Source organism: Streptomyces sp. MI02-7b (assembly GCF_033793585.1).
GTDB lineage: Bacteria > Actinomycetota > Actinomycetes > Streptomycetales > Streptomycetaceae > Actinacidiphila.
The window spans coordinates 31,349-52,568 of sequence record NZ_JARAWX010000031.1 but is presented as its reverse complement, the minus strand read 5'-3'; the positions used below and the strand labels follow the sequence as shown (position 1 = coordinate 52,568).

Annotated in this window: 19 protein-coding genes; 6 read left to right on the top strand and 13 right to left on the bottom strand. The window is 73.8% G+C overall.

Annotated features, from left to right (window positions below; all coding sequences use genetic code 11):
* Positions 1-97 precede the first annotated feature (97 nt).
* Positions 98-517: a hypothetical protein gene (locus PV364_RS35265; protein WP_319664830.1), complete on the top strand. Its 420-nt coding sequence runs from the start codon at positions 98-100 to the stop codon at positions 515-517.
* Between the two features lie 179 nt (positions 518-696).
* Positions 697-1,374, top strand: a complete 678-nt coding sequence (locus tag PV364_RS35260; RefSeq protein ID WP_319664828.1) for a DUF4232 domain-containing protein — start codon at positions 697-699, stop codon at positions 1,372-1,374.
* A 14-nt stretch (positions 1,375-1,388) separates the two neighbouring features.
* Here PV364_RS35260 and PV364_RS35255 read toward each other — a convergent pair whose 3' ends face one another.
* The 3 genes from PV364_RS35255 to PV364_RS35245 all read right to left on the bottom strand — a co-directional run bounded on the left by PV364_RS35255 (position 1,389) and on the right by PV364_RS35245 (position 3,495).
* Positions 1,389-2,078: a methyltransferase domain-containing protein gene (locus tag PV364_RS35255; protein WP_401980030.1), complete on the bottom strand. Its 690-nt coding sequence runs from the start codon at positions 2,076-2,078 to the stop codon at positions 1,389-1,391.
* Positions 2,075-2,674, bottom strand: coding sequence for a TIGR04282 family arsenosugar biosynthesis glycosyltransferase (locus PV364_RS35250; protein WP_415924648.1), 600 nt, complete (start codon positions 2,672-2,674; stop codon positions 2,075-2,077). The genes PV364_RS35255 and PV364_RS35250 overlap by 4 nt, the downstream gene beginning before the upstream one ends.
* A gap of 74 nt (positions 2,675-2,748) precedes the next feature.
* Positions 2,749-3,495, bottom strand: coding sequence for a glycosyltransferase family 2 protein (locus PV364_RS35245; RefSeq protein ID WP_415924646.1), 747 nt, complete (start codon positions 3,493-3,495; stop codon positions 2,749-2,751).
* A gap of 114 nt (positions 3,496-3,609) precedes the next feature.
* Here PV364_RS35245 and PV364_RS35240 point away from each other — a divergent pair, with 114 nt between their 5' ends.
* The gene (locus PV364_RS35240; protein ID WP_319664824.1) at positions 3,610-4,380 is read left to right on the top strand and encodes a response regulator transcription factor; all 771 of its coding nucleotides are present in this window, start codon (positions 3,610-3,612) and stop codon (positions 4,378-4,380) included.
* Positions 4,373-5,491 (top strand): HAMP domain-containing sensor histidine kinase, encoded by a 1,119-nt coding sequence (locus PV364_RS35235; protein WP_319664823.1) that lies wholly within the window; start codon positions 4,373-4,375, stop codon positions 5,489-5,491. The genes PV364_RS35240 and PV364_RS35235 overlap by 8 nt, the downstream gene beginning before the upstream one ends.
* A 123-nt stretch (positions 5,492-5,614) precedes the next feature.
* On the opposite strand, the gene PV364_RS35230 is transcribed toward PV364_RS35235, so the two are convergent.
* The 7 genes from PV364_RS35230 to PV364_RS35200 form a co-directional block, all read right to left on the bottom strand.
* A complete protein-coding gene (locus PV364_RS35230) occupies positions 5,615-6,649 on the bottom strand; it encodes an NAD-dependent epimerase/dehydratase family protein (protein ID WP_319664822.1) in 1,035 nt (344 codons plus the stop codon).
* A 135-nt stretch (positions 6,650-6,784) separates the two neighbouring features.
* Positions 6,785-7,750 (bottom strand): LD-carboxypeptidase, encoded by a 966-nt coding sequence (locus PV364_RS35225; protein WP_319664821.1) that lies wholly within the window; start codon positions 7,748-7,750, stop codon positions 6,785-6,787.
* On the bottom strand, positions 7,747-9,741 hold the full coding sequence (locus tag PV364_RS35220; protein WP_319664820.1) for a S9 family peptidase: 1,995 nt from the start codon (positions 9,739-9,741) through the stop codon (positions 7,747-7,749). The genes PV364_RS35225 and PV364_RS35220 overlap by 4 nt, the downstream gene beginning before the upstream one ends.
* Positions 9,738-11,075 carry a M20/M25/M40 family metallo-hydrolase gene (locus tag PV364_RS35215; RefSeq protein ID WP_319664818.1) on the bottom strand — a complete coding sequence of 446 codons (1,338 nt, stop codon included), beginning with the start codon at positions 11,073-11,075 and terminating at the stop codon, positions 9,738-9,740. Before PV364_RS35215 ends, PV364_RS35220 begins: the two co-directional genes overlap by 4 nt.
* On the bottom strand, positions 11,068-11,901 hold the full coding sequence (locus PV364_RS35210; RefSeq protein ID WP_319664817.1) for a M55 family metallopeptidase: 834 nt from the start codon (positions 11,899-11,901) through the stop codon (positions 11,068-11,070). Before PV364_RS35210 ends, PV364_RS35215 begins: the two co-directional genes overlap by 8 nt.
* Before the next feature lie 182 nt (positions 11,902-12,083).
* Complete coding sequence (locus tag PV364_RS35205; protein WP_319664816.1) at positions 12,084-14,618, bottom strand: SpoIIE family protein phosphatase; 2,535 nt, start codon at positions 14,616-14,618, stop codon at positions 12,084-12,086.
* Between the two features lie 189 nt (positions 14,619-14,807).
* The gene (locus PV364_RS35200) at positions 14,808-17,192 is read right to left on the bottom strand and encodes an MFS transporter (RefSeq protein ID WP_319664814.1); all 2,385 of its coding nucleotides are present in this window, start codon (positions 17,190-17,192) and stop codon (positions 14,808-14,810) included.
* Between PV364_RS35200 and PV364_RS35195 the strand changes: the two genes are divergently transcribed.
* Positions 17,179-17,625 carry an IclR family transcriptional regulator domain-containing protein gene (locus PV364_RS35195; protein ID WP_319664812.1) on the top strand — a complete coding sequence of 149 codons (447 nt, stop codon included), beginning with the start codon at positions 17,179-17,181 and terminating at the stop codon, positions 17,623-17,625. The genes PV364_RS35200 and PV364_RS35195 overlap by 14 nt on opposite strands.
* A gap of 42 nt (positions 17,626-17,667) precedes the next feature.
* Here the strand turns inward: PV364_RS35195 and PV364_RS35190 are convergent, their stop codons facing one another.
* From PV364_RS35190 to PV364_RS35180, 3 genes are all read right to left on the bottom strand, one after another.
* Positions 17,668-18,114, bottom strand: coding sequence for an SRPBCC family protein (locus PV364_RS35190; RefSeq protein ID WP_319664810.1), 447 nt, complete (start codon positions 18,112-18,114; stop codon positions 17,668-17,670).
* Between the two features lie 150 nt (positions 18,115-18,264).
* Complete coding sequence (locus PV364_RS35185) at positions 18,265-19,737, bottom strand: glycerophosphodiester phosphodiesterase family protein (protein WP_319664808.1); 1,473 nt, start codon at positions 19,735-19,737, stop codon at positions 18,265-18,267.
* 409 nt (positions 19,738-20,146) lie between these two features.
* Complete coding sequence (locus PV364_RS35180; protein ID WP_319664807.1) at positions 20,147-20,419, bottom strand: hypothetical protein; 273 nt, start codon at positions 20,417-20,419, stop codon at positions 20,147-20,149.
* Positions 20,420-20,463: 44 nt separating this feature from the next.
* On the opposite strand from PV364_RS35180, the gene PV364_RS35175 reads away from it, so the two are divergent.
* The gene (locus tag PV364_RS35175) at positions 20,464-21,180 is read left to right on the top strand and encodes a DUF4232 domain-containing protein (protein WP_319664805.1); all 717 of its coding nucleotides are present in this window, start codon (positions 20,464-20,466) and stop codon (positions 21,178-21,180) included.
* Positions 21,181-21,220: the final 40 nt, after the last annotated feature.

Here is a 21,220-nt window from a genome sequence, read left to right as displayed (position 1 = left end):
TATGACGGCGATTCCGCGTGTCGTACGCTCGACGTCTCTTCGTACAGGAAGCCTCTTGCCGCGGACGCGTGCACGGCGGACCGGGAGTGAGAGCCAAGTGATCGCGGACCTGATACTCGACGCGGTGGGGAGCCTCTTGGCCCCGGGTTCCGGCGGGAGGCGGCAGACGAGGACCCAGGAGCGCATCTACGCCGAGGGTGGCGAGGTCCTCTTCGAAGCGTGCGCCTTGGGTGATCGCCCCTACTGCACAGCGGCCGTGGTCTTTCTTGCGGTTTCCAGGAGAGCCCTGCACGTCTCACCCACCGAGGTGAAGTCGCTGGGCCGTCGCACCCTGCCGGCCGAGCACATCGGCATCCGCCGGATTCGGCGGCGAACGCGTTCGGACTCCCGGTTCATCCGTCCCTTCTGGGAGATCGCCGAGTGCCATGAGGGAGGCGTCGACTTCCTGATCGCCTGCGCCCCGGAGCACATGCGGCTTCTCGCCCGGACCCTCGAACGGGAGGGCCCGCCGGACTGACCGCCGGCCGACCGCCACCGGACGAGAGCGCCGACCGGGCCAGGGGCCCGCGTACTGTCTGTCGCCGTTGTGTCACTGTTCGGCACCAGCCGTTCCGGGACGAAACCGCATCTTCGCCCCATCGCGTGTTCCCCGGCGAACCCCGGCGGTGAGCCGGGACCGAACGACTGGGGGACGCCATGGAGCACAGGAACGCGCGCGGGGCCGCGATGGCGGCGGTGCTGCTCTGCGCGACGGCGGCACTGCTGACCGGTTGCCGGGACGACGGCACGGCGGCGGGCGGGGCACCGGGCGCGTCGGCGCCGGTGACTTCGCCGGTGCCTTCGACTTCTTCGACGTCCTCGGCCTCCGCGGCTCCCTCGGCACCGGCCCCCTCGACGTCACCGGTCGGGTCGGACGCACCGGCGGGAGCGCCCTGCGGGGACACGGCGCTGGAGGCGGGACCGGCACGCCAGGCGGCGCAGCGGCCGCAGGGGACGGGTACCGGGGCGGCCGTCGTGGGCTTCACGAACGCGTCCGGGACCGCCTGCACGGTCGAGGGGTTCCCTACGGTGGCCGGCGCGGCCAACGGCTCGCCGGAGCTCAATGTGCCGCTGGCCGTGGAGCACAGCGGCACCTCCGCGCCGGTCACAGTGGCCCCGGGCGGCCGCGTGTGGGTGAAGTTGACGTTCCACCAGGTCCAGGGCGAGGGGGACGGCTACTGCGTCTCGGGTGAGGCACCGGTGCAGTACCCGACCATGGTGCTGGGCCTCCCCGGTGGCGCGGGCCGCCACCAGGTCGCCCTGGACGACGGGGAGTTCGCCGAGTGCGACGGGATCGTCGCGGTCACCGCCCTCTCGGCGGCCCAGCCTTCCTGACCTCACGCGGGCGGTCAGCGGGCCAGTTCCACGAAACAGCGCCCGCCGACCGCCCACTCCCCTACGGCGGCCCAGCCCGCGGCCTCCGCCGTCCGGCGCAGCGCCACGGTGCCGAGCCGGGCCCAGGGGAAGTCGCCGCCGTGGCGGCCGCCGGCGTCCTCCACCCGGACGGTGAGCCGTTCGTCGACGTCGTACGCGGCGGCCTCGGCCAGCAGGCGGCCGTCCGGGGCGAGGAGTTCCCGGACCCGGGCGAGCAGGGCGGACGGGTCGCCGCCGATGCCGATGTTGCCGTCGGCCAGCAGGGCGGTGCGCCAACGGCCCTCGGCGGGCAGGCGGTCGAAGACGGACCGGCGCAGGACGGCGCCGCCCGCGCCCCGGGTCCGGGCGACGGCCGCCGGGGAGACGTCGACACCGAGGACGGGCAGACCGCGTCCGCCGAGCGCGGCGACGAGACGGCCCGGCCCGCAGCCGATGTCGAGGACGGGCCCGCGGCAGCGGCGCAGCAGGGCGACATCGGCCGCGTCCGGCTCCGCGCACCACCGTTCGACCTCCAGAGGCAGCAGCCAGCCGTCCGAACGCCGCAGGAAGAGCGGGCCGCGCCCGGTGCGCAGGGCGTGCGCGTACGGGTCGTCGACCCAAGCCGTCCCCGTGGCCCTCGTACCGGAACCGGCCCGCGGCACGGGCGCGAGCGGCGGCGCCGTCACCGGCCCAACTCCGCCGCGAACCGGGTGCCGGGCGCGGCCGCCGCCACCGCGTGCGCGTCGGCGGCGGTGTCCACGTCCCGCAGGACCGGAAGGTGACGTACCCGCAGGCCCGCCTCCAGCAGGCGCCGCTCCTGCAACGCGCCGGTCCGCGGTGTGGACATCGGCACCCCGCGCAGCAGGCCGGGGTCGGGAGCCGCCAGGCCGAGTGCCCAGAAGCCGCCGTCGGCCGCCGGGCCGAGGAAGGCGTCACAATCCGCCCAGGCGTCCTCGGCCAGTGCGGGCGCGAGGACCTCGGGGCAGATCTGCGGGGTGTCCATGCCGACCAGCAGCGTGGGGCCGTCGCAACCGGCGAAGGCCGCCGCGAGGCGTTCGTCCAGACCGCCTGCCACCTGCGGCACCACGTCGATCCCCGGCGGCAGCCACGGTCCGGGACGGCCCTCCAGGACCAGCACGCGACGTCTCGCGGGCGCGCGGAGCACGGCCTGCAGGGTGTCGGCGAGCGCGGCGGCGGCCAGGGCGGCGGCCCGCTCCGGGGTGAACGGAGGGGTGAGCCGGGTCTTGACCCGGCCGGGCAGCGGTTCCTTGGCGATGACCAGCAGTGTGGTGGGACCAGCGGCGGGGCCGCCCTGGTCAGGCGTCGACCGGGGGTCGTCCTCGCGTGGACGCGCGGTCACCGCCGCTCCCCCGCCGGGGAGTCGGCGAGGGGCGCTGCCGTAGGCCGGGCCTGCGGCGGTCCCGGCGGTTCGGCCAGCACCGCGCGCATGTCGCGCACCGCGTGCCAGGTGCCGCGCCACGTTCCGGTGACCTTGGAGCGTCCGGTGCGCGGCAGGTACGGCACCTCGGTCTCCCGGATCCGCCAGCCCGCATCCGCCGCGCGGACCAGCATCTGGAGGGGGTAGCCGGAACGGCGGTCGTCGAGGCCGAGCCCGAGCAGCGCCTCGCGGCGGGCGGCGCGCATCGGGCCCAGGTCGTGCAGGCGCAGACCCGTACGGCGGCGGATCAGCCGGGCGAGCTCCAGGTTGGCCAGGCGGGCGTGCAGCGGCCACGCCCGCGGTCCGGTGGGGCGGCGGCGGGCCAGCACGAGGTCCGCGTCGCCGGCGCGGACGGGGTCGGCGACCGAGGGCAGCAGACCGGGGTCGAGGGAGCCGTCGCAGTCGCAGAAGCAGACGACGTCGGCGGTCGCGGCGAGCAGCCCCGCGTGGCATGCCGCGCCGAAGCCGCGGCGCGGTTCGCGCACGACGGTGGCGCCGAGGCGCTCGGCGACGGCGGCCGATCCGTCGGTGGAGCCGTTGTCGACGACGACGGCGCGCCAGCCGGCCGGGACGCGCTCCAGCACCCACGGGAGCGCGGCGGCCTCGTCGAGGCAGGGCAGGATCACGTCGACCTGGGAGGGGAAGGTGTCGGTCACCTCCCTCACCCTACGAACACGGACCGGTCATTTCGGACATGCAGTCCTTACGAAACACGGACGTCCCTCCTGTGGGGGCCACCGGCCCGCCGTCCGGCGCCCGCCCGGTGCGAGACTCGGAGCGTGACCAGCGACGCACCCCCCGCCCGTGTCCTCGTGGTGGACGACGACCCCACCGTGGCCGAGGTCGTGACCGGCTACCTCGTCCGCGCGGGCTTCACCGTCGACCGCGCCGCCGACGGCCACGCCGCGCTCGCGGTCGCCGCGGCCGCCCGGCCCGACCTCGTCGTGCTGGACCTGATGCTGCCCGGCCTGGACGGACTGGAAGTCTGCCGCCGCATCCGCGCCGAGCACGGCGAGGTGCCGGTGGTCATGCTGACGGCACGCGGCGACGAGGACGACCGCATCCTCGGCCTGGAGGTCGGCGCGGACGACTACGTGACCAAGCCGTTCAGCCCGCGCGAACTGGTCCTGCGCGTCGGGTCGGTGCTGCGCCGGGCGGGCACCCGCCGCGAGGCCGCGTCCGGCACGGACACCGGCCCGGGCACCGGCCCGGGCACCGGCGCGCTGCTGCGGTCCGGGCCGCTCACCCTCGACCCTGCCGCCCGCCGCGCCACCCGCGACGGCATCGAACTCGCCCTCACCATGCGGGAGTTCGAACTGATGGCGTTCTTCCTCCAGCATCCCGGACGGGTCCTGGGCCGTGAGGAGCTCATGCACCGGGTGTGGGGGTGGGAGTTCGGCGACCTGTCGACCGTCACCGTCCACGTGCGCCGGCTGCGCGAGAAGATCGAGGACGACCCGGCACGGCCCCGGCTGATCAGCACCGTCTGGGGCGTCGGCTACCGCTTCGATCCGCCGATCGCTCCCACGACGGAGGCCGCCGATGCGTGATCTGCTGCTCATCGCCGCCTACGCCGCCCTCGGCGCGGCCGCCGCCGGCCTGCTCGGCGCGTTCGCCCTGCGGTTGCTGCGGCGCCGTTCGCTGGCCCTGTCGCTCGCGGTGGTGGCCGCCGTGGCGGTGGGCGCCATGCTCGCCGGGACGCTGTCGGTCGCCTGGGCGATGTTCCTGTCGTCGCACGACCTGGGCGTGGTCACGACGGTCTGCGCCATCGCGGCCGGCGTCTCCCTGACCGTCGCCCTGCTGCTCGGGCGGTGGGTGGTGGCGGGCAGCCGCGCGCTGACCGAGGCCACCCGCGTCCTCGGGGACGGGGGCGGCTTCTCGGCGCCCGCCGCCGCGCCCACCGCGGAACTCGCCGCGCTCGGCCGTGAACTGGCCGCCACCAGTGCCAAACTCACCGCCTCCCGCGAGCGCGAGCGCGCCCTGGAGGCATCCCGGCGCGAGCTCGTCGCCTGGATCTCGCACGACCTGCGCACGCCGCTCGCGGGGCTGCGGGCCATGGCCGAGGCGCTGGAGGACGGGGTCGTCGACGACCCCGTCCGCTACCACCGGCGCATCCGCGCCGAGGTCGAACGGCTCTCCGGCATGGTCGGTGACCTGTTCGAACTCTCCCGCATCCAGGCGGGCGTGCTCGCCCTGGCACCGACCCGCATGTCCGTCCACGACCTCGTGGACGACGCCCTCGCCGGAGCGGACGCCCTCGCCCGGGAGCACGGCGTACTGCTCGTCGGTGACCGCGACGGCGCCTGCGACCCGGTGCCGGTGGAGGTCGACGGCCGGGAGATGACCCGCGTCCTGGCCAACCTGCTGGTCAACGCCATTCACCGCACTCCGGCCGACGGCACCGTCGCGGTCGCCGCGCACCGCGCGGAGGGCTCCGTCGTACTGTCGGTGACGGACGGCTGCGGCGGCATCCCGGCCGAGGACCTGCCGCGTGTCTTCGACACCGGATGGCGGGGAACGGACGCCCGCACACCCCCGGCGGGCGCCGGTCTCGGGCTCGCCATCGTGCGCGGCATCGTCGAGGCCCACGACGGGCGGGCCGCGGTGCGCAACGTCCCCGGCGGCTGCCGCTTCGAGGTGGTGCTCCCGGTCGCGGGGTGAGCGGCGCCCCGCCCCGCGGTTCGCGGGACGGGGGGGTCGCCGGACGGCGGGTCGCCGGACGAGGGGTCGCCGGACGGCAGGTCGCCCGACAGGGTGTCGGACGGGGGGCGTCGCCCGTGCGGCTCAGGCTCCTTCGGCGAACTCGGCCATTCCGTCGGCGAATCCGACCTGCGGCTTCCAGCCCAGTTCGTCGCGCAGCCGGCCGGACGAAGCGGTGATGTGCCGGACGTCGCCGAGCCGGTACTCACCGGTGGTCACCGGTTCGGGCCCGCCGCAGGCCGTGGACAGGGCTCGGGCGAGGTCGCCGACGGTGCGCGGCTCGCCGCTGCCGACGTTGTAGGCGCGCAGCGTTCCGGGGGCGTCGCCCGAACCGGCGGCGGAGCGGACGGCGGTGAGGGCGGTGACGTTCGCCGCCGCGACGTCGCGGACGTGCACGAAGTCCCGCCGCTGGCCCCCGTCCTCGAAGACACGGGGCGCCTCGCCGCGCGCCAGGGCGGAGCGGAAGAGCGCGGCGACTCCGGCGTAGGGGGTGTCGCGGGGCATGCCGGGGCCGTAGACGTTGTGGTACCGCAGGGAGACCGCGCGGCCGCCCACGGCGCGGGCCCAGCAGGCGGCCAGGTGCTCCTGGGCGAGCTTGGTGGTCGCGTAGACGTTGCGCGGGTCGGCAGGGGCGTCCTCCTCGACGAGGCCGGGGCGCAACGGCTCGCCGCAGTGCGGGCACGGCGGCTCGAAACGGCCGGCGTCGAGGTCCTCGGGGCGCCGCGGCCCAGGGCGTACAAGGCCGTGCCGGGCGCAGGTGTAGCGACCCTCTCCGTACACCACCATCGAGCCGGCGAGCACCAGTTCGCGCACGCCGGCCCCGGCCATGGCCGCCAGCAGCACCGCGGTGCCCAGGTCGTTGCAGGCCACGTAGTCCGGCGCGTCGGCGAAGTCCTTGCCGAGGCCGACCATGGCGGCCTGGTGGCACACGGCGTCGACGCCGCGCAGCGCGTCGGCCACGGCCGCCGGGTCGCGGACGTCGGCCCGCCGCAGCTCGGTGCCTTCGGGCGCGGGGCCGTCCGCGCGGTCCAGGATCCGGACGCCGTGGCCGTTTTCTACGAGGGCGGTGACGATGTGCGAGCCGATGAAGCCAGCGCCGCCCGTGACGAGTACCAGCATGCTGTCGACCGTAGGTCCTGGCAGGCCCGGCTCCACCCGGACGCGCGCGGCCGTCAGGGGTTCGTAAGCTTCCGGAGGACTTCCGGGACTTCCGGGAGGCTGTCCGAAGGACTTCCGCGGCGGGTGTGCCGGAGGTCATCCGTCGAGGGCGGGCACCTCCAGGGTCAGCGCGCCGGCATCGGCGTCGAGCACGGCTGGCACGCCCAGCGGCACGGTGAGGCTCCTGTCGCCGTGGCCGAACCCCAGCTCCTCCAGGACCGGTACGCCGAGTCCGCCCAGCCGGTCGCGCAGCACCTCGCGGACCCGCTCGTAGGGGCCGCAGTCCTGCCAGGAGCCGAGGACGATACCCGCGACGCCGTCCAGCAGGCCGGAGCGCAGCAGTTGGGTCAGCGTGCGGTCGATGCGGTACGGCTCCTCGCCGACGTCCTCCAGCAGCAGGATGCCGCCGGCCATGCCGCTGCGCCCGTCCGGTGTGCCGATCCCCGCCGCCATCAGGGCCAGGCAGCCGCCGACGGTGATCCCGCGCGCGGTACCGGGGACGAGCGTGCGCGCGTCGGCGGAGCCGAGCACCCGTACGCTCTCGGGATCGAAGAGCGTCGCCCGCACGTGGTCGCGGGTCGGCCCGTCCTTCACGAACGCCTGGGCGGCGATCATCGTGCCGTGCAGGGTGGCCAGGCCCAGCCGGAGGGCGAAGGCCTCGTGCAGCGCCGTGATGTCGCTGAAGCCGAGCAGCACCTTCGGGCCGGCCGCCCGCAGGGCGTCCCAGTCCAGCAGATCGGTCATCCGCTGGACGCCGTAACCGCCGCGTGCGCACAGGACGGCGGCCACGTCGGGGTCGCACCACGCCTGCTGGAAGTCGTGGGCCCGAGCGGCGTCCTCCCCCGCGAGGTAGCGGAATCGGGCGTGGCGGTCCCGGACGTGCGGTGCCACCACCGGGTCGAGGCCCCACTCACGGAGGATGTCCAGCCCGGCGTCGAGTCGCTCCGGGACGACGGGCCCGCTGGGGGCGACGACGGCGACGCGGTCGCCGGGGACGAGCCGGCGCGGACGGACGAGGGGCGCCAGGGGTGCCGAGGGGTCGAGGGGACGCAGTGGTCTCACGTGCCGAGCTCCAGAGGGGGTACGCCGGGCGGGGTGAAGCCGAGGACCTGCCCGTAGAGGGCGAGTTCGGCCTCCAGGGAGGTGATGAGGCTGTCCTCGCGCCGGAAACCGTGCCCCTCCCCCTTGAACAGGAGGTACGCGTGCGGGATGCCGCGCCCGGCGACGCGGTCGAGGAAGCGCTCGCACTGCACGGGCCGGCAGATCACGTCGTCCGCGCCCTGCAGGAGCAGGAACGGCGCCGTGAGCCGGTCGGCGTGGGTGATCGGCGACCGCTCCCGGTAGAGGTCGGGGACCTCGGCCCAGGGACCGACGAGCGAGTCCAGGTACTGCGACTCGAAGTCATGGGTCTCGCCACCCGCTGCCCAGCCGGTCAGGTCGAGCAGCGGATACCGGATGACGCCGCACGCGTAGACGTCGGTGGTGGTCAGCGATGCCGCGCTGGTCCAGCCGCCGGCGCTGCCGCCGCGGATGGCGAGCCGGGCACGGTCCGCGGTGCCCTCGGCGGCCAGCGCCTCGGCGACGGCGGCGCAGTCCGCCACGTCGACCAGACCCCACTGCCCCCGGAGCCGCTCCCGGTAGGCACGTCCGTAGCCGGTGGACCCGCCGTGGTTGACCTCGACGACGCCGATGCCGCGGGAGGTGAAGTAGGCGACCTCCAGGTCGAGCACGAGCAGGGTGCGGCTGGTGGGGCCGCCGTGCACCCACACCACGTAGGGCGGCAGTTCGTCGTCGGGCGCCGCGAAGCCGGGGTTGCGCGGCGGGTACAGCTGGGCGTGGATCTCCCGTCCGCCGGGCCCGGTGAAGACCCGTTCCACGGGTTCGGGAACGAACGCCGGGTCCACGATGTCCTCGTGGCGGGCGCCGACGACGCGGCTGTGGCCCGTGCACGTGTCGAGTTCGACGACCTCGAAGGTGGTGCGCGGGGAGGCCGCGACGCCGATGACCCGCGTGCCGGACGACGCGAGGGGACCGGTCCACTCGCTCCACGGCCCCGGCGCGTCGGCGAGTTCGCCGGTGGCCGGCTCGAGTATCCCGAGCCGCTGCGCGCCACGCCCGTGGAGCACGGCGACCGTGCCGCTGTCGAGCGGCGCGAACCATCGCGCCCCCATCTGCCACGCCGGCCCGGCGAACTCCTCGTCCCGGGGGCAGAGGTTGACGGCCGCGCCGGTGGCGGGATCGACGCGGTGCAGATTCCACCAGCCGGTGCGGTCGGTGGCCGCGAGCAGGGTGCCGTCCGCCGCCCACTCGGCCTGGGCGACCGATTCGGCGGGCCCGCCGAGGATCGTGCGGACGCCGCCGAAGGTGCCGTCGGCCGCGACCTCCGCGAGCCGGAGCTCCGTGCCGTCCCACGGCATACCGGGGTGGTCCCAGGCGATCCAGACGGCCTGTCGTCCGTCCGGGGAGAGGCGGGGCACGGTCACGAAGCGGTGCGTGTCGTCGGACAGTTCGCGCACGGCGTCCCGCGACGTGGCCGCGGAGCCGTCCAACGGCACCGCCACGAGCACCCGCCGCAGGTCGAGGGGACCGTCGCCGGTGAACTCCTCCAGCACGCACCAGACCTCACCGCGGTCGAGGTGGAGCTGGGGGTCGGCCCAGCGCAGCCCGTCGCCCACCGGGGAGACGGGGGTCAGCGGCCGGGGCCCGGCATCGGCCGCCCCGGGCTCGTAGGCGTAGAGCCGCTGGTCGGCGAAGTCGGCGAAGACGATCAGCGGACCGGACGGCCCCGGCGCGCCCGTCCAGGCCCGGCCGCCGTACTCGATGACGCGCGTGCGGACGTTCCACGGCGCGGGCAACGGTGACTCCACCGTGCCGTCGGCGAGCCGGCGCACCAGCGCGCGCCGGCCGCCCTCGGCGGGGCGGGGCTCGGTCCACCACACCTCCTCGCCGACGAAGCCGGGGAAGTCCGGGCGTCCGTCGTGGGCGGCAGCGGTGCGGGCGTCGACCGGCGACTCCCATGCACCGTAGGGCGCCGTGCGCGGCGTGGCGTTCATCGCTCTCCTCCGGTGGCCGGGGTGTGCGTGCCGAGCAGGAACCGGTCCAGGACCCGGACACCGAAGTGCAGCCCCTCGACGGGAACGCGCTCGTCGACGCCGTGGTACATGCCCGCGTAGTCGAAGCCCTCGGGCAGCTTGAGCGGGGAGAAGCCGTAACCGGTGATGCCCAGGCGGGAGAACTGCTTGGCGTCGGTGCCGCCGCCCATCACGAACGGCACGACGTGCGCACCGGGGTCGAAGTGCAGCAGGGACTCGCGCATCGCCGCGAAGACCGGGCGGTCGACGGGCGCCTCCAGCGGGATCTCCCGGTGGTGGTACTCCCACTCCACGTCCGGTCCGGTGAGTTCGTCCATCGTCGTGGCGAACTCCTCCTCGCCCCCCGGCAGCACACGTCCGTCGATGTGCGCGACCGCGTGGCCGGGAATGACGTTGATCTTGTAACCGGCTTCCAGCATGGTCGGGTTGGCGCTGTTGCGGATCACCGGCTCGACCAGCGCGGCCGCGGTGCCGAGCTTGGTGAGCAGCGCGTCCACGTCCGCGAAGTCGGGCTCGACGCCGTAGAGCGCGGCGAGCTCGGTCAGGGCGGCGCGGACGGTGGGGGTGATCCGCACCGGCCACTGGTGCTCGCCGACGCGGCTGACGGCCGAGGCGAGCCGCGTCACGGCGTTGGTCCGGTTCACCTTGGAGCCGTGTCCCGCCCTGCCGTCGGCGGTCAGCTTCAGCCAGGCCGTGCCGCGCTCCCCCGCGGCGACGGGGTAGATCCGCTTGCCGGGGCCGGCGTGGAAGGTGAAGCCGCCCGACTCGCTGATGCCCTCGGTGCAGTCGTGGAAGAGCCCGGCGTGCCGGTCGGCGAGGAAGCCCGATCCGTAGGCGGCGCTGTCCTCCTCGTCGGCGGTGAGGGCCAGCACGATGTCCCGCGCCGGGCGTACGCCCTCGCGTGACCACGACCGCACGGTGGCCAGCACCATGGCCACCGTGCTCTTCATGTCGATGGCGCCGCGGCCCCACACCACCCCGTCGCGCACCTCCCCGGAGAAGGGATGCACGCTCCAGTCGTCGGCCTGGGCGGGCACGACGTCGAGGTGCCCGTGGACCAGCAGGGCGCCTTCCGCGTCGCCGGCCCCGGTGCCCTCGATGCGCGCCACCACATTGGCGCGGCCGGGAGCGGACTCCAAGACGACCGCCTCGATGCCGGCCTCGGCGAGCACCCCGGCGGCGTACTCCGCCGCGGGGCGCTCGTTGCCGTCGCCTCCGCCGCGGTTGGTGGTGTCGATCCGGATCAGTTCCGAGGTGAAACGGACCGCCTCGTCGAGTGCCTGGGTGTCAGCCATACTGCTCCTCCACTGCTGACGAGACGAGGGTGGTCACCGCTTTGAAGCAGCGGATCCCCTCGTACATGGTCGGTGAGGTGTACGCGACGCGGCGCTCCCCGGTGCGCTCGACGCCGGGCACCACGGCCGCGGCGCCCGCCAGGTGCTCCGCGTCGAGTTCCAGCTCGATCGTGAACGGTCCGGCCTGTGCCGGTTCGTGCCGCACCGCGACGCCGGCCGCCTCCTTGGCCGCCGCCCGGATGTCCGCCGCGGTGCGGGCCGGCGGCCGGCACACCGCCGCGTACCGCGACACGTAGTCCTTGACGGCGACCGTCCGCGCCGCCGGTGCGTACCGGTGGGCGTCCAGCGCGGTGCGGTCGTCGCCGGTGACCAGCACGACCGGCACTCCGTACTCCGCGACGACCAGGGAGTTGAGCCACCCCTCGCTCGCCCGGTCCCCGTTGACCCACACCCCGGTGATGGAGTTGGGGAGGTAGGTGTGGGCGAGCACCCCTTCCGTGCCGGCGCCGGTGTGGTAGCCCACGAACGCCACCCCGTCCACGTCCCCGTGCTGGACGCCCTCCACCATGGACAGGTCCTTGTGGCGGCCGGTGAGCATCCGGGCCCGCTCGTCCAGCTGCTCCAGCAGCAGATTGCGCATGCTCCAGTGCGCTTCGTTGATCACGACCTCGTCGGCCCCGCCGTCGAAGAAGCCGGCGACCGCCGCGTTCACGTCCGAGGTGAACAGATGCCTGCAGCGTTCCCACTGGCCGCTGCCGGGCACGACGTCACCGGGCCAGGTCACCCCGGTGGCGCCTTCCATGTCCGCGCTGATCAGGATCTTCATGGCACGGAACGTTACGCAAGGTCATCGGCGCACACCAGGCCCCCACCCGGCCTGTGGAAAACTTCCGCGACAGCCCCCCGATCGGCCCCTGACCGGCCCCCGGCCCGCCCGGCCGACCCCTCGCGGACGGCCCGCACGCCCCGCGCCCGCGGGGTCGGAAACCCGTCGTGACCCGCCGTCGCTCACGTCCCCGCGGCGGCGTCCCGGCACGGCAGTGGCTGCTCGAACCAGACCGTCTTGCCCTGCGCCGTACGGCTCGCGCCCCATTCACGCGCCAGCCGGCTGACGATGCGCAGCCCCCGGCCGCTCTCCTCCTCCGGCCCCGCGCCGAGCAGGACGGGCAGCGCGTGGTCGTCGTCGGTGACCTCGCACAGCAGCGCGTCCGCGCGGACCAGGCGCAGTTCGACGTGGCGCGTGTGCGCGTGCCGCACGGCGTTGCTGACGACCTCGCCGACCAGCAGCGCGGCGGTCTCGGCTGCCTCCGCCGCGCCCCAGCGCTCCAGGGTGTCGCGGGTGAGCGCGCGGGCCCGTCGCACCTCGCGCGTGTCGAGAGCGAGCTGCCAGCTGACGACGTCCTCCCGCGCGATGCCGCCGAGCCGGGCCATCAGCAGGGCGACGTCGTCCCTGCGGCCGCCGCGCCGGTCCAGCGCGCGGATGACCGTGTCGCATGCCTCGTCCATCGAAGCGGCCCGGCGCACGGCGCTCTCGCACAGCGCCGCGAGTCCGGTGCCGAGGTCGTGATCGCGTGCCTCCACCAGTGCGTCGGTGCACAGCAGCAGCCGGTCGCCCGGCGCGACCGGCACCCGCACGGTCTCGAAGGCCACTCCGCCGGCGCCGATCGGGGCACCCGTGGGAACGTCCAGCAGCTCGCCGCGACCGTCCTCGGCGCGCACCAGCACGGGCGCGGCGTGCCCGGCGTTGCCGATGAGCAGCTCGTTGTGAACCGGGTCGTACACCGCGTACAGGCAGGTGGCCAGGTAGTGCTCGCCGAGCCGCTGCGCGAGGTCGTCGAGACCGCGCAGCAGTTGAGCGGGCGGCAGGTCCAACGCGGCCATGGTCTGCACCGCCGTGCGCAGTTGCCCCATGACGGCGGCCGCGCTCAGCCCGTGTCCCATGACGTTGCCGACGACCAGCGCCACCCGGGAACCGGGGAGCTTGACGGCGTCGGACCAGTCGCCCCCGATCCGGCCCTGCCGGATGCCGGGCGGATGGCGGGTCACCACGTCACAGCCGGGCATGCGTGCCGCGATCTGCTGCGGCACGCCCGCCTGGAGCGTGTCGGCGACGTTCTCCTGGTACGTGTACATGCGGGCGTTGTCGAGCACGAGCCCGGCCCGGGCGGCGAGTTCGGCGCCGGTCACGCGGTCCATGTCGTTGAACGGCGACCGCTCCTGGTGACGCAGGAGGATCATGAAGCCGAGCACCAGGTCGCGCGCCTTGAGCGGCACCACCAGCATGGAACGGCCGGTGATCAGCGGCCGGATGTCGCGCTTCTCGAACTGCGCGGCGATCTCCTCGCCCATGGGCTCGGTGATCCTCGGCACGAGCACGGGCTGCCCACCGGTCACGCACTGGAAGAACGGGGTGTGCTCGGGGAACGTCGTCGACTCGCCGAGCGGCACCACGTCGTCCCAGCGGCCGGGTTCGTCGGTGTGCTCCACGGCGACCTGGTGCCACCGGGTCGTGACGTCCGGCGGCCCGGCCGGGAACTCCTCGCCGGCCTGCACCTGTCCGCGCAGGTAGGTGGCCGCCACGTCCGTGAAACGGGGTACCGCGGCGGCGCTGATCTCCTGGATCGTGCGGGACACGTCCAGGGAGCTGCCGATGCGCCCGCTGACCTCGTTGAGGAACTCCAAGCGCTCCCGGACGGCGGCGTACTCGATGTCGGGTTCGGCCGCCGCCGCGGCCGCGGCGGCGCCGGGGTCGGGGTCGGGGTCGACGGCGGCCTCGCGGGCGGCGCGCAGCCCTTCGGCGCGGCGCTCGGCCCGTCGGGGCACACCCCAGTCCGGGGTGACCGGGACGCGGTCGTGCCGGCTGATCTCCAGGACGGGGTAACCGAGTTCGAGCACCTGGGCGACGATCCGGCCGCTCTCGGCGACACCCATGCTGGGCAGGATCTCCGGCAGTCGCCTGGCCAGCCCTTCGGCGCCGGGGAACTCGGTGTGCAGGGCGAAGCCGGGCGCGATCCGCTCGAACTCCCCGGTGGCGTCGGCGTCCTGTCCGGGGCCGACGTGCAACTGGGCCGCGTCGGCGGCGAGGACGAGGAGCGCCTCGGACCCCGGCCCGACCAGGGGGTAGGACCACCAGAGCACGTCCACCGGGGCATCGACGACAACGGTGTCATGACTTCGGTTGAGACGGGCGCGCCCCGCGGTGGGGTAGGAGGTCTCGCCGCTCAGCGAGGCGTCGAGGTCGGGACCCGCGTAGGGGCCGAGGGAACCGGGACCGTAGGCGGCGCCGCTGACGGTGTCCGTGCCGTAGGGGCCGCCCGCCCCGTCGCCGAGGGCACCGGTGACCGGCAGCAGGTCGATCGCGGAGCGGCCGATCGCCTGCTCGCGGGTGCTGCCGAAGAGTGTGCGGGCACCGGTGCTCCAGTGGGAGACCAGCCCGTCGCGGTCCACGACGACCACGGCCAGCGGAATGCGTCCCGAAAGGCCCGTACGCTGCGGCGGCAGCCCCGGACGGCTGCCCTCCCCGAGCGGGGTGCGACGTTCCATGACGCGCTCGGCTCCTTCCCCTGCGGCGCCGGACAGCGATCTCGGCCGGGCGTGGTCGGCGCCCCGCACAAGATCTGCGGCTCCACCACCACGGTACGACCGTCACCGGCTGCCGCGCGCGTCATTGCGGCAAACTTGCGTACTCCAATGTGAAATTGACAGAACGTCACTGACGAAGAAGCCGCTGCGTCAGTCCTCGTAGCCGAGCAGCACGTCGCGTTCGGTGCGTCCGCCGCCGGTCAGACGGAGGACGGTGGCCACCGGCGGATAGCCGGAAGCGATCACCGTGTACTCGCCCGCGGCCAGGTCCACGAAGCGGAAGGTGCCGTCGGCTCCGGTGGTGGCGGTGTCCACGACATTGCCCGCGGCGTCCAGCAGCGTGACCCGCGCGTCCTCCACCGGCCGCCCGCCCGGGGCGCGCACGGTGCCGCGCAGCATGGCGCCGCCGGCCAGTTCGACGTCCTGCCGGGTCTCCCTGGCGGCCTGGACGGAGACCGGGAGGGCCGCGGGCCGGTAGGCGGGGGCGTTGGCGGCGAGCGTGTACTCCCCGGCGATCAGGTCGGTGAGGGTGTAGTCGCCGTCGCGGCCGGTCCGCGCGCCGGCCACGACGTCGCCGCCGGCGTCGGTGAGCGTCACCGTCGCCTCGCGCACCGGGGTGCCGTCGGCGGTGTGCACGATCCCGGCGAGCCGGCCGGCCCCACCGAGCACGACGTCCAGTTCCACGGGGCGTTCGCCCACGGTGACGCTCACGGCCTGCGGCTGGTGTCCCCCGGCCGCCGCGATCAGCACGTAGCTGCCGCCGCCCGGCGTGCTCAGCGCGTACCGCCCGTCGTCGCCCGTGGCACCCCGGCCGACCTGACGTCCGGTCACGTCGATGAGGGTGAGCGCCGCACGCCCCACGGTGCTGCCGTCGGCGTGCTGGACCGTGCCGCACACCGGGACACCGGCGAGATCGGACTTGCGGGCGGTGGGGACGTGCTGGGTCACCAGGGGTTTCTCTTTCAGGAGGAAGGCGAGCAGGAATCCGATCGCGAGGACGGGCACCAGGTAGAGGAAGATGCGCGGCATCGCGGTGGCGTACGCCTGCACATAGGCGTCGCGCAATGCGGCCGGCATCGCGTGCACCATCTGCGGCGTGATCGACTGCGGGTCCGGCAACTCGGCGCCGCGCGGCAGGCCCGCGGCCAGCCGGTCCGCGAGGCGGTTGGCGAAAAGGGTGCCGAAGACGGCGGCGCCGACCGAACCCCCGATCTGCCGGAAGTAGTTGTTGGCGCTGGTGGCCGCGCCCAGGTCGGTGGGCCGCACCGAGTTCTGCACGGCCAGGATCAGCACGGGCAGCACCAGGCCGATGCCGAGTCCCAGTACCGCCATGTAGACGCTGTACTCGGCACGCGGGGTGTCGATGTCCAGCCGCGACAGCAGCCACATGCCGAGCACCGACAGCGCCCCGCCGAGCAGGGGGAAGACCTTGTAGCGGCCGGTGCGGCTGATGAGCTGGCCGGAGACGACCGAGGCCAGCACGACGCCCAGCATCATGGGGAGCATCAGCAGTCCGGACTCGGTCGCGCTGACCCCGTTCACCATCTGCAGGAAGGTGGGCAGGTAGCTGGCCGCGCCGAACAGCCCTACGCCGGTCACGGCGCCGATGAGCGCCGACACGGTGAAGATCCCGTCGCGGAACAGCCGCAGGGGGATGACCGGTTCCACGGCGAACCGTTCCACCACCACGAAGAGCACCGCGCAGCACGCCGCCCCGGCACCCAGCCCGATCACCACGTCCGAGTCCCACGCGTAGGTCGTGCCGCCCCAACTCGTCAGCAGCACGGCGCAGGTGGAACCGGCGGCCAGCAGCAGCGCCCCCAGCACGTCCAGTCTCGGCCGCACCGCGGGCCGCGGCAGCCGCAGCACGACGGCGATCACGGCGAGGGTCAGCAGGCCGAAGGGCACGTTGATGTAGAAGCACCAGCGCCATGAGGCGTGGTCGGTGAAGAAGCCGCCGAGCAGCGGTCCCGCCACCGAGGCCAGACCGAACGCCGCGCCGATCAGGCCCATGTAGCGGCCGCGCTGCCGCGGCGGGACGATGTCCGCGATGATCGCCTGCACGCCGATCATCAGGCCGCCGCCGCCGATGCCCTGGACGGCGCGGAAGGCGATGAGCTCGTTCATGGTGCGCGACCAGCCGGCCAGCGCGGAGCCGACGACGAAGACGACGATGGCGAACTGGAAGACGATCTTGCGCCCGAAGAGGTCGCCCAACTTGCCGTAGAGCGGCAGTCCGATGGTCGACGCGAGCAGATAGGCCGTCACGGCCCACGACATCCGGTCCAGCCCGTGCAGTTCCCCGACGATCTTGGGCAGTGCGGTCGCCACGATCATCTGGTCGAGTGCCGCGAGCAGCAGGGTCAGCATGAGGCCGAGGAAGACCAGCCGCACCCTGCGGGGTGTGAGGTCGGCGGCGGGGATCGCGTGGCCGAAGGACGCGCCGTCGTCCGCGCCCGCGCCCGCTCCGGCGCCGGACTCGTCGGCGAGGGGTCCGCTCTGCTCGACCGGCGTCGTCGCCATGGTGCTGCCCATCGCCGTGTCCACTCCCCTCGTCGCGCCTGACCTTTCGACAACGACCAAGAGGCCCGGGGATGCGCCGTGGGCGGCCGGAACCACCCGTTCAAGTGACGTGCTCGCAGGTCCGTGCCCATGCCGGGGTGCGGGTCGCGGGGCGCGGACCGCGTCTCAGGGACAGGCTCAACGGAAGCAGCAGGGCGGCGACGACGGAGGCCACCGAGACGCCGACGGTGCATGTCCTGAGCGTGCCCCGGGCGCCTCGATCAGCCCTCCCGTGTTCGGCAGCACCGGAGAGGTGGTGGCCGCCCTCGGCATCGGCGCGCCGACGCGGCGGCTCACTCCGGCCGACGTGGGAAGGCTCGCCCCTTGTGTCGTCGAGGCCGCCGCGGAGGCCTCCCGCTGTCTGGGTTACCGGCCCGGTATCCGCGACGGCGCCGGCGCGCGCTGAGCGCGACGGCGCCGACACGGCCGAGCGGTTCGCTCCCGCTCGCTACTGCTTCTCGGTCTCGGCGGCCAGGCGTGCGAGCACGGCGTCCTGGATGCGGTTGAGGCCCTTGGGTGCGAAGGTGCGCTCGAAGAAGCCGCCGATGCCGCCCGCGCCGGTCCAGGTGGTGCTGACCACGGCCTTGGCGCGGCCCTCGCCCGCCGGGGTGACGGTCCAGGTGGTCACCATGGAGGAGTTGCGGTCGGTCTCCACGAGCTGCCCCGGGGTGGGCTCGGTGACCGCGAACAGGCAGTCGCGGATGCGCTTCTCCGTCGCCTGGAGCTTCCAGTGCACCAGGGTGCCGGCGCCGCTCCCGCCCTCCCGGACCTCGTACTCGCTGTACTGCTCGGGCAGCAGCCGCTGCCGGGTCCCCGCGTAGTCGGCGAGCGCCGCGAAGACGCTCTCCGGGCTCGCCGCGATCTCGCGCTGGGTGGTGGCCTCGACCTGTGCCATCGCCGTCCTCCGGTGCCTTGCCGTGATCCGTGTGCCGTCGACGGCAAGCCAATCACCACGGGCGGGCCCCCGCGAAATCGGCGGCCCCCACCGGGGCGCTCGGGGGGCCGGGTCCCGGCGGGCCCCGGACGGGGGCCGGCCGGGAGTCTTTCAGCGGCGGACCGGGGCGAGCTGGAGGTAGTCGAGGTTCCAGTTCTGGTAGGCGTCCTGGGGAAGGCTGATCCGGAGGGTGTGGTGGCCGGCGGTGAGCCGCTGCCGCACACCGCTGGGCTGCAGGACCTCCTTGCTGTGGCTCGTGGTGTTGTGGATGTCGACCCGCGGGCTCTCGGCACCGCCGTCGAACGAGACCGTGTAGGTGCCCGCGGGCGAGTACGGCGAGGACGCACGGACGGAGAGCGCGTACGTCGCGGTCCGCGGGACGTCCACGTCATAGGTCAGCCACTCGCCGCCGCGCATCCAGCCGACCCGGACGTTGCCGTCGGCGTCCTCGATGTCGACGTCCTCGCCGGGCCGCGTCTTCAACCCGCCGTTGTTGCCGCCGTCGTTGTCGTGGTAGCCCTTGTCCTCGCCGGGGAGGAAGTCCTCGGCCTGGACCCGTACGCCGCCGTGCGGCAGGGGGTCGCCCTCGCCGGTGCGGAGCCAGGACTCGAACTTCTCCACGTCGTCCGTCTGGAAGATCGTGGTGTCGAAGCTGCGCGCCAGGGCATCCCAGCCCCGCAGCGGGTCGGTCAGCGACGCCTCGTCGGTCATGTGGTCGGACAGGCCGTTCCACATGGTGTTGTTGAAGACGCGGCTGTGCCGGGCCACGGCGTCGAGGAACGGCTTGCGGGCGACGGCGTCCTGGACGCTGTCGTAGTTCACCTCGTAGGCCACCGGCTGGTCGTCGCCGAACGCGGCAACGGCCCCCAGGTTGTCGTCCGTGATCATGTGCATGTAGAGGGCGCCCTTGTGGGTGGCGAGGAAGTCCCGCACCTCCGGCACCAGGGCGTCACTCTTGTAGAGGCCGTTGCGGACGGTACCGGTGCGGGTGAGCACCTGCCAGACCTGCTCCCGGAACGGCCATCCCTTGTCCAGGTTGATCAGCCCCCGGTCCCTGGCGAGTCGCATCGCCTCCTCCAGCGTCGGCACCTGCTGGTCGGTGACCGCCGCCTGGCCGCCGCCGAGTCCCTCGCGCAGGCGGAGCTGCTCGATCTGGGCGAGGGTCATGTCGGCCACCGCTCCGCGGCCGTTGGTGGTGCGGTCGACGGTGGTGTCGTGCATCAGGACGGGGACGCCGTCCTTCGTGAGCTGGATGTCGGTCTCGATGATCTCCGCGCCGTGGTCGTAGGCCGCCTTGAAGGCCGCCAGCGAGTTCTCGGGGGCCTCTCGCCACTGGCCCCGGTGCGCAGTGGTGAGGATCTTCGCGTCGGTTCCGTGGTCGAGCAGATCCCGGTGGGCACGGGCGGCTGGCGTGCTCCCGGCCTTGCCGGGGCCTCCGAAGATGTACGACGCGCCGTCCGAACCGCGGCCGGCGGCCAGGCCGATGTCAGCCGACGGGAGACCCCCGCCGAGTGCGGCAGCGGCCACAACCAGCGTCAGGGAAGCGGCGACCGCGGCAACACCACTCACAACTGATCTCTTCATGGGCCGGAGAGTAGGAAGGCGGCGGGAAGGGACGACGTACGTCGCATGCCTCCCCGGAGTCCGAGAATTGAACATCACCACACTCGAACTCGGCACGGAAATTCAATCGGCGAGACTTTGCGATCGCTCGTCCAACCGTCCGAGGCCGCCGACGGGTTGCGGCACCCGCGGTCATTCGCAGAGAGGATGCGGCGTGGATGTTCCATGCCGCGCACGACACGACGGGCACAACACGACGGGAAAGAGCCCGAGAATCACCGGACGGCACCGCCTTCCGGCGGGGCCGGCCGCGCGACAGCACGCACCGCACAGGAAACCGGCAGCTTCGTCGACACGGCCGGCGGCGTTCCGGCCGCGGCGGCCCTCCCCACGTCACGGGTATCACGGGTGTCGTGCCCGGCTCACCGGCTCAGCCGACGGACATTGGCGCCGGGATTCCATGAACCTGTCCCCGATATTCCATTTCCTGGATTCCGATGGCGTGTGCAGGCGTTCCGTCCGGTGGTCCGGCGGCCGCCGCACCCGAAATGGCCTCCTCGGACTTCCGGTCAGGAAGTCGTCGGGATTTCAGCACGGCATTGTTCCATGTGTCGCCGATCGGTAACCGCTCGTCTGTGACGGGGTAACGGGGGCTCGGCAGGGCTGGTGTGCGAGCGGATTCGCCGACCAGAGTGGTGATCACGACGGGGGAACACCCCGTGACCCCTTCAGGAACAGGAGCTTCCCGTGAAGAACACCACCGCCCGCCGTGCCGTCCCCGTGCTCGCTCTGGCACTCGCCGGTCTGACCCTGACCGCGTGCGGCGCGGACGGCGGCGGGACCTCCGGTGCCGCCTCGGCCCCGTCCTCGACGGTGGCCTCAGCCGGCTCCAAGGCCTCGGGCGGTTCGGCCGGCTCGGGCGACTCCGGTACCTCGAACGACTCCGGTACCTCGCGGGGCGACGCCTCGCCGGAGGGCGGCCGCACCGGCGGACAGGGCACGGCCCCGGACTCGGGGTCCGGCTCGGGCCGGGACGGCGGACCCCAGCGATGCGCCTCCGCCGACCTGCGGGTCTCCGCCGAGAACGTCGACAGTGGCGCCGGCACGACCCACTTCCAGCTGGTCTTCCAGAACACCGGCGACGCCCCGTGCAGCCTCAGCGGCTTCCCCGGGGTGTCCTTCCACGGCCGTGACGGTGCCCAGATCGGCAACGCGGCCGACCGCGCCGGCGGGACCGCCTCCACCGTGACCCTCATCCCGAACGCCCACGCCGCCGCGGACGTTCAGGCACCCAACGGACAGAGCGGCTACTCCGACGCCGAGTGCGCGCTGAAGAGCGTGTCCTTCATCGGCGTCTTCCCGCCCGACTCCAAGGACCAGATCGACGTTCCGTGGAAGGCCGACGAATGCAGCGGCCGTGGCGTCCACGCCCTTTCCGTCGGCCCGATCCACGCCACACGCTGACGTTCCGTTCGGGTGCGGCGGTGCCCGGGAGCCGTTCGCG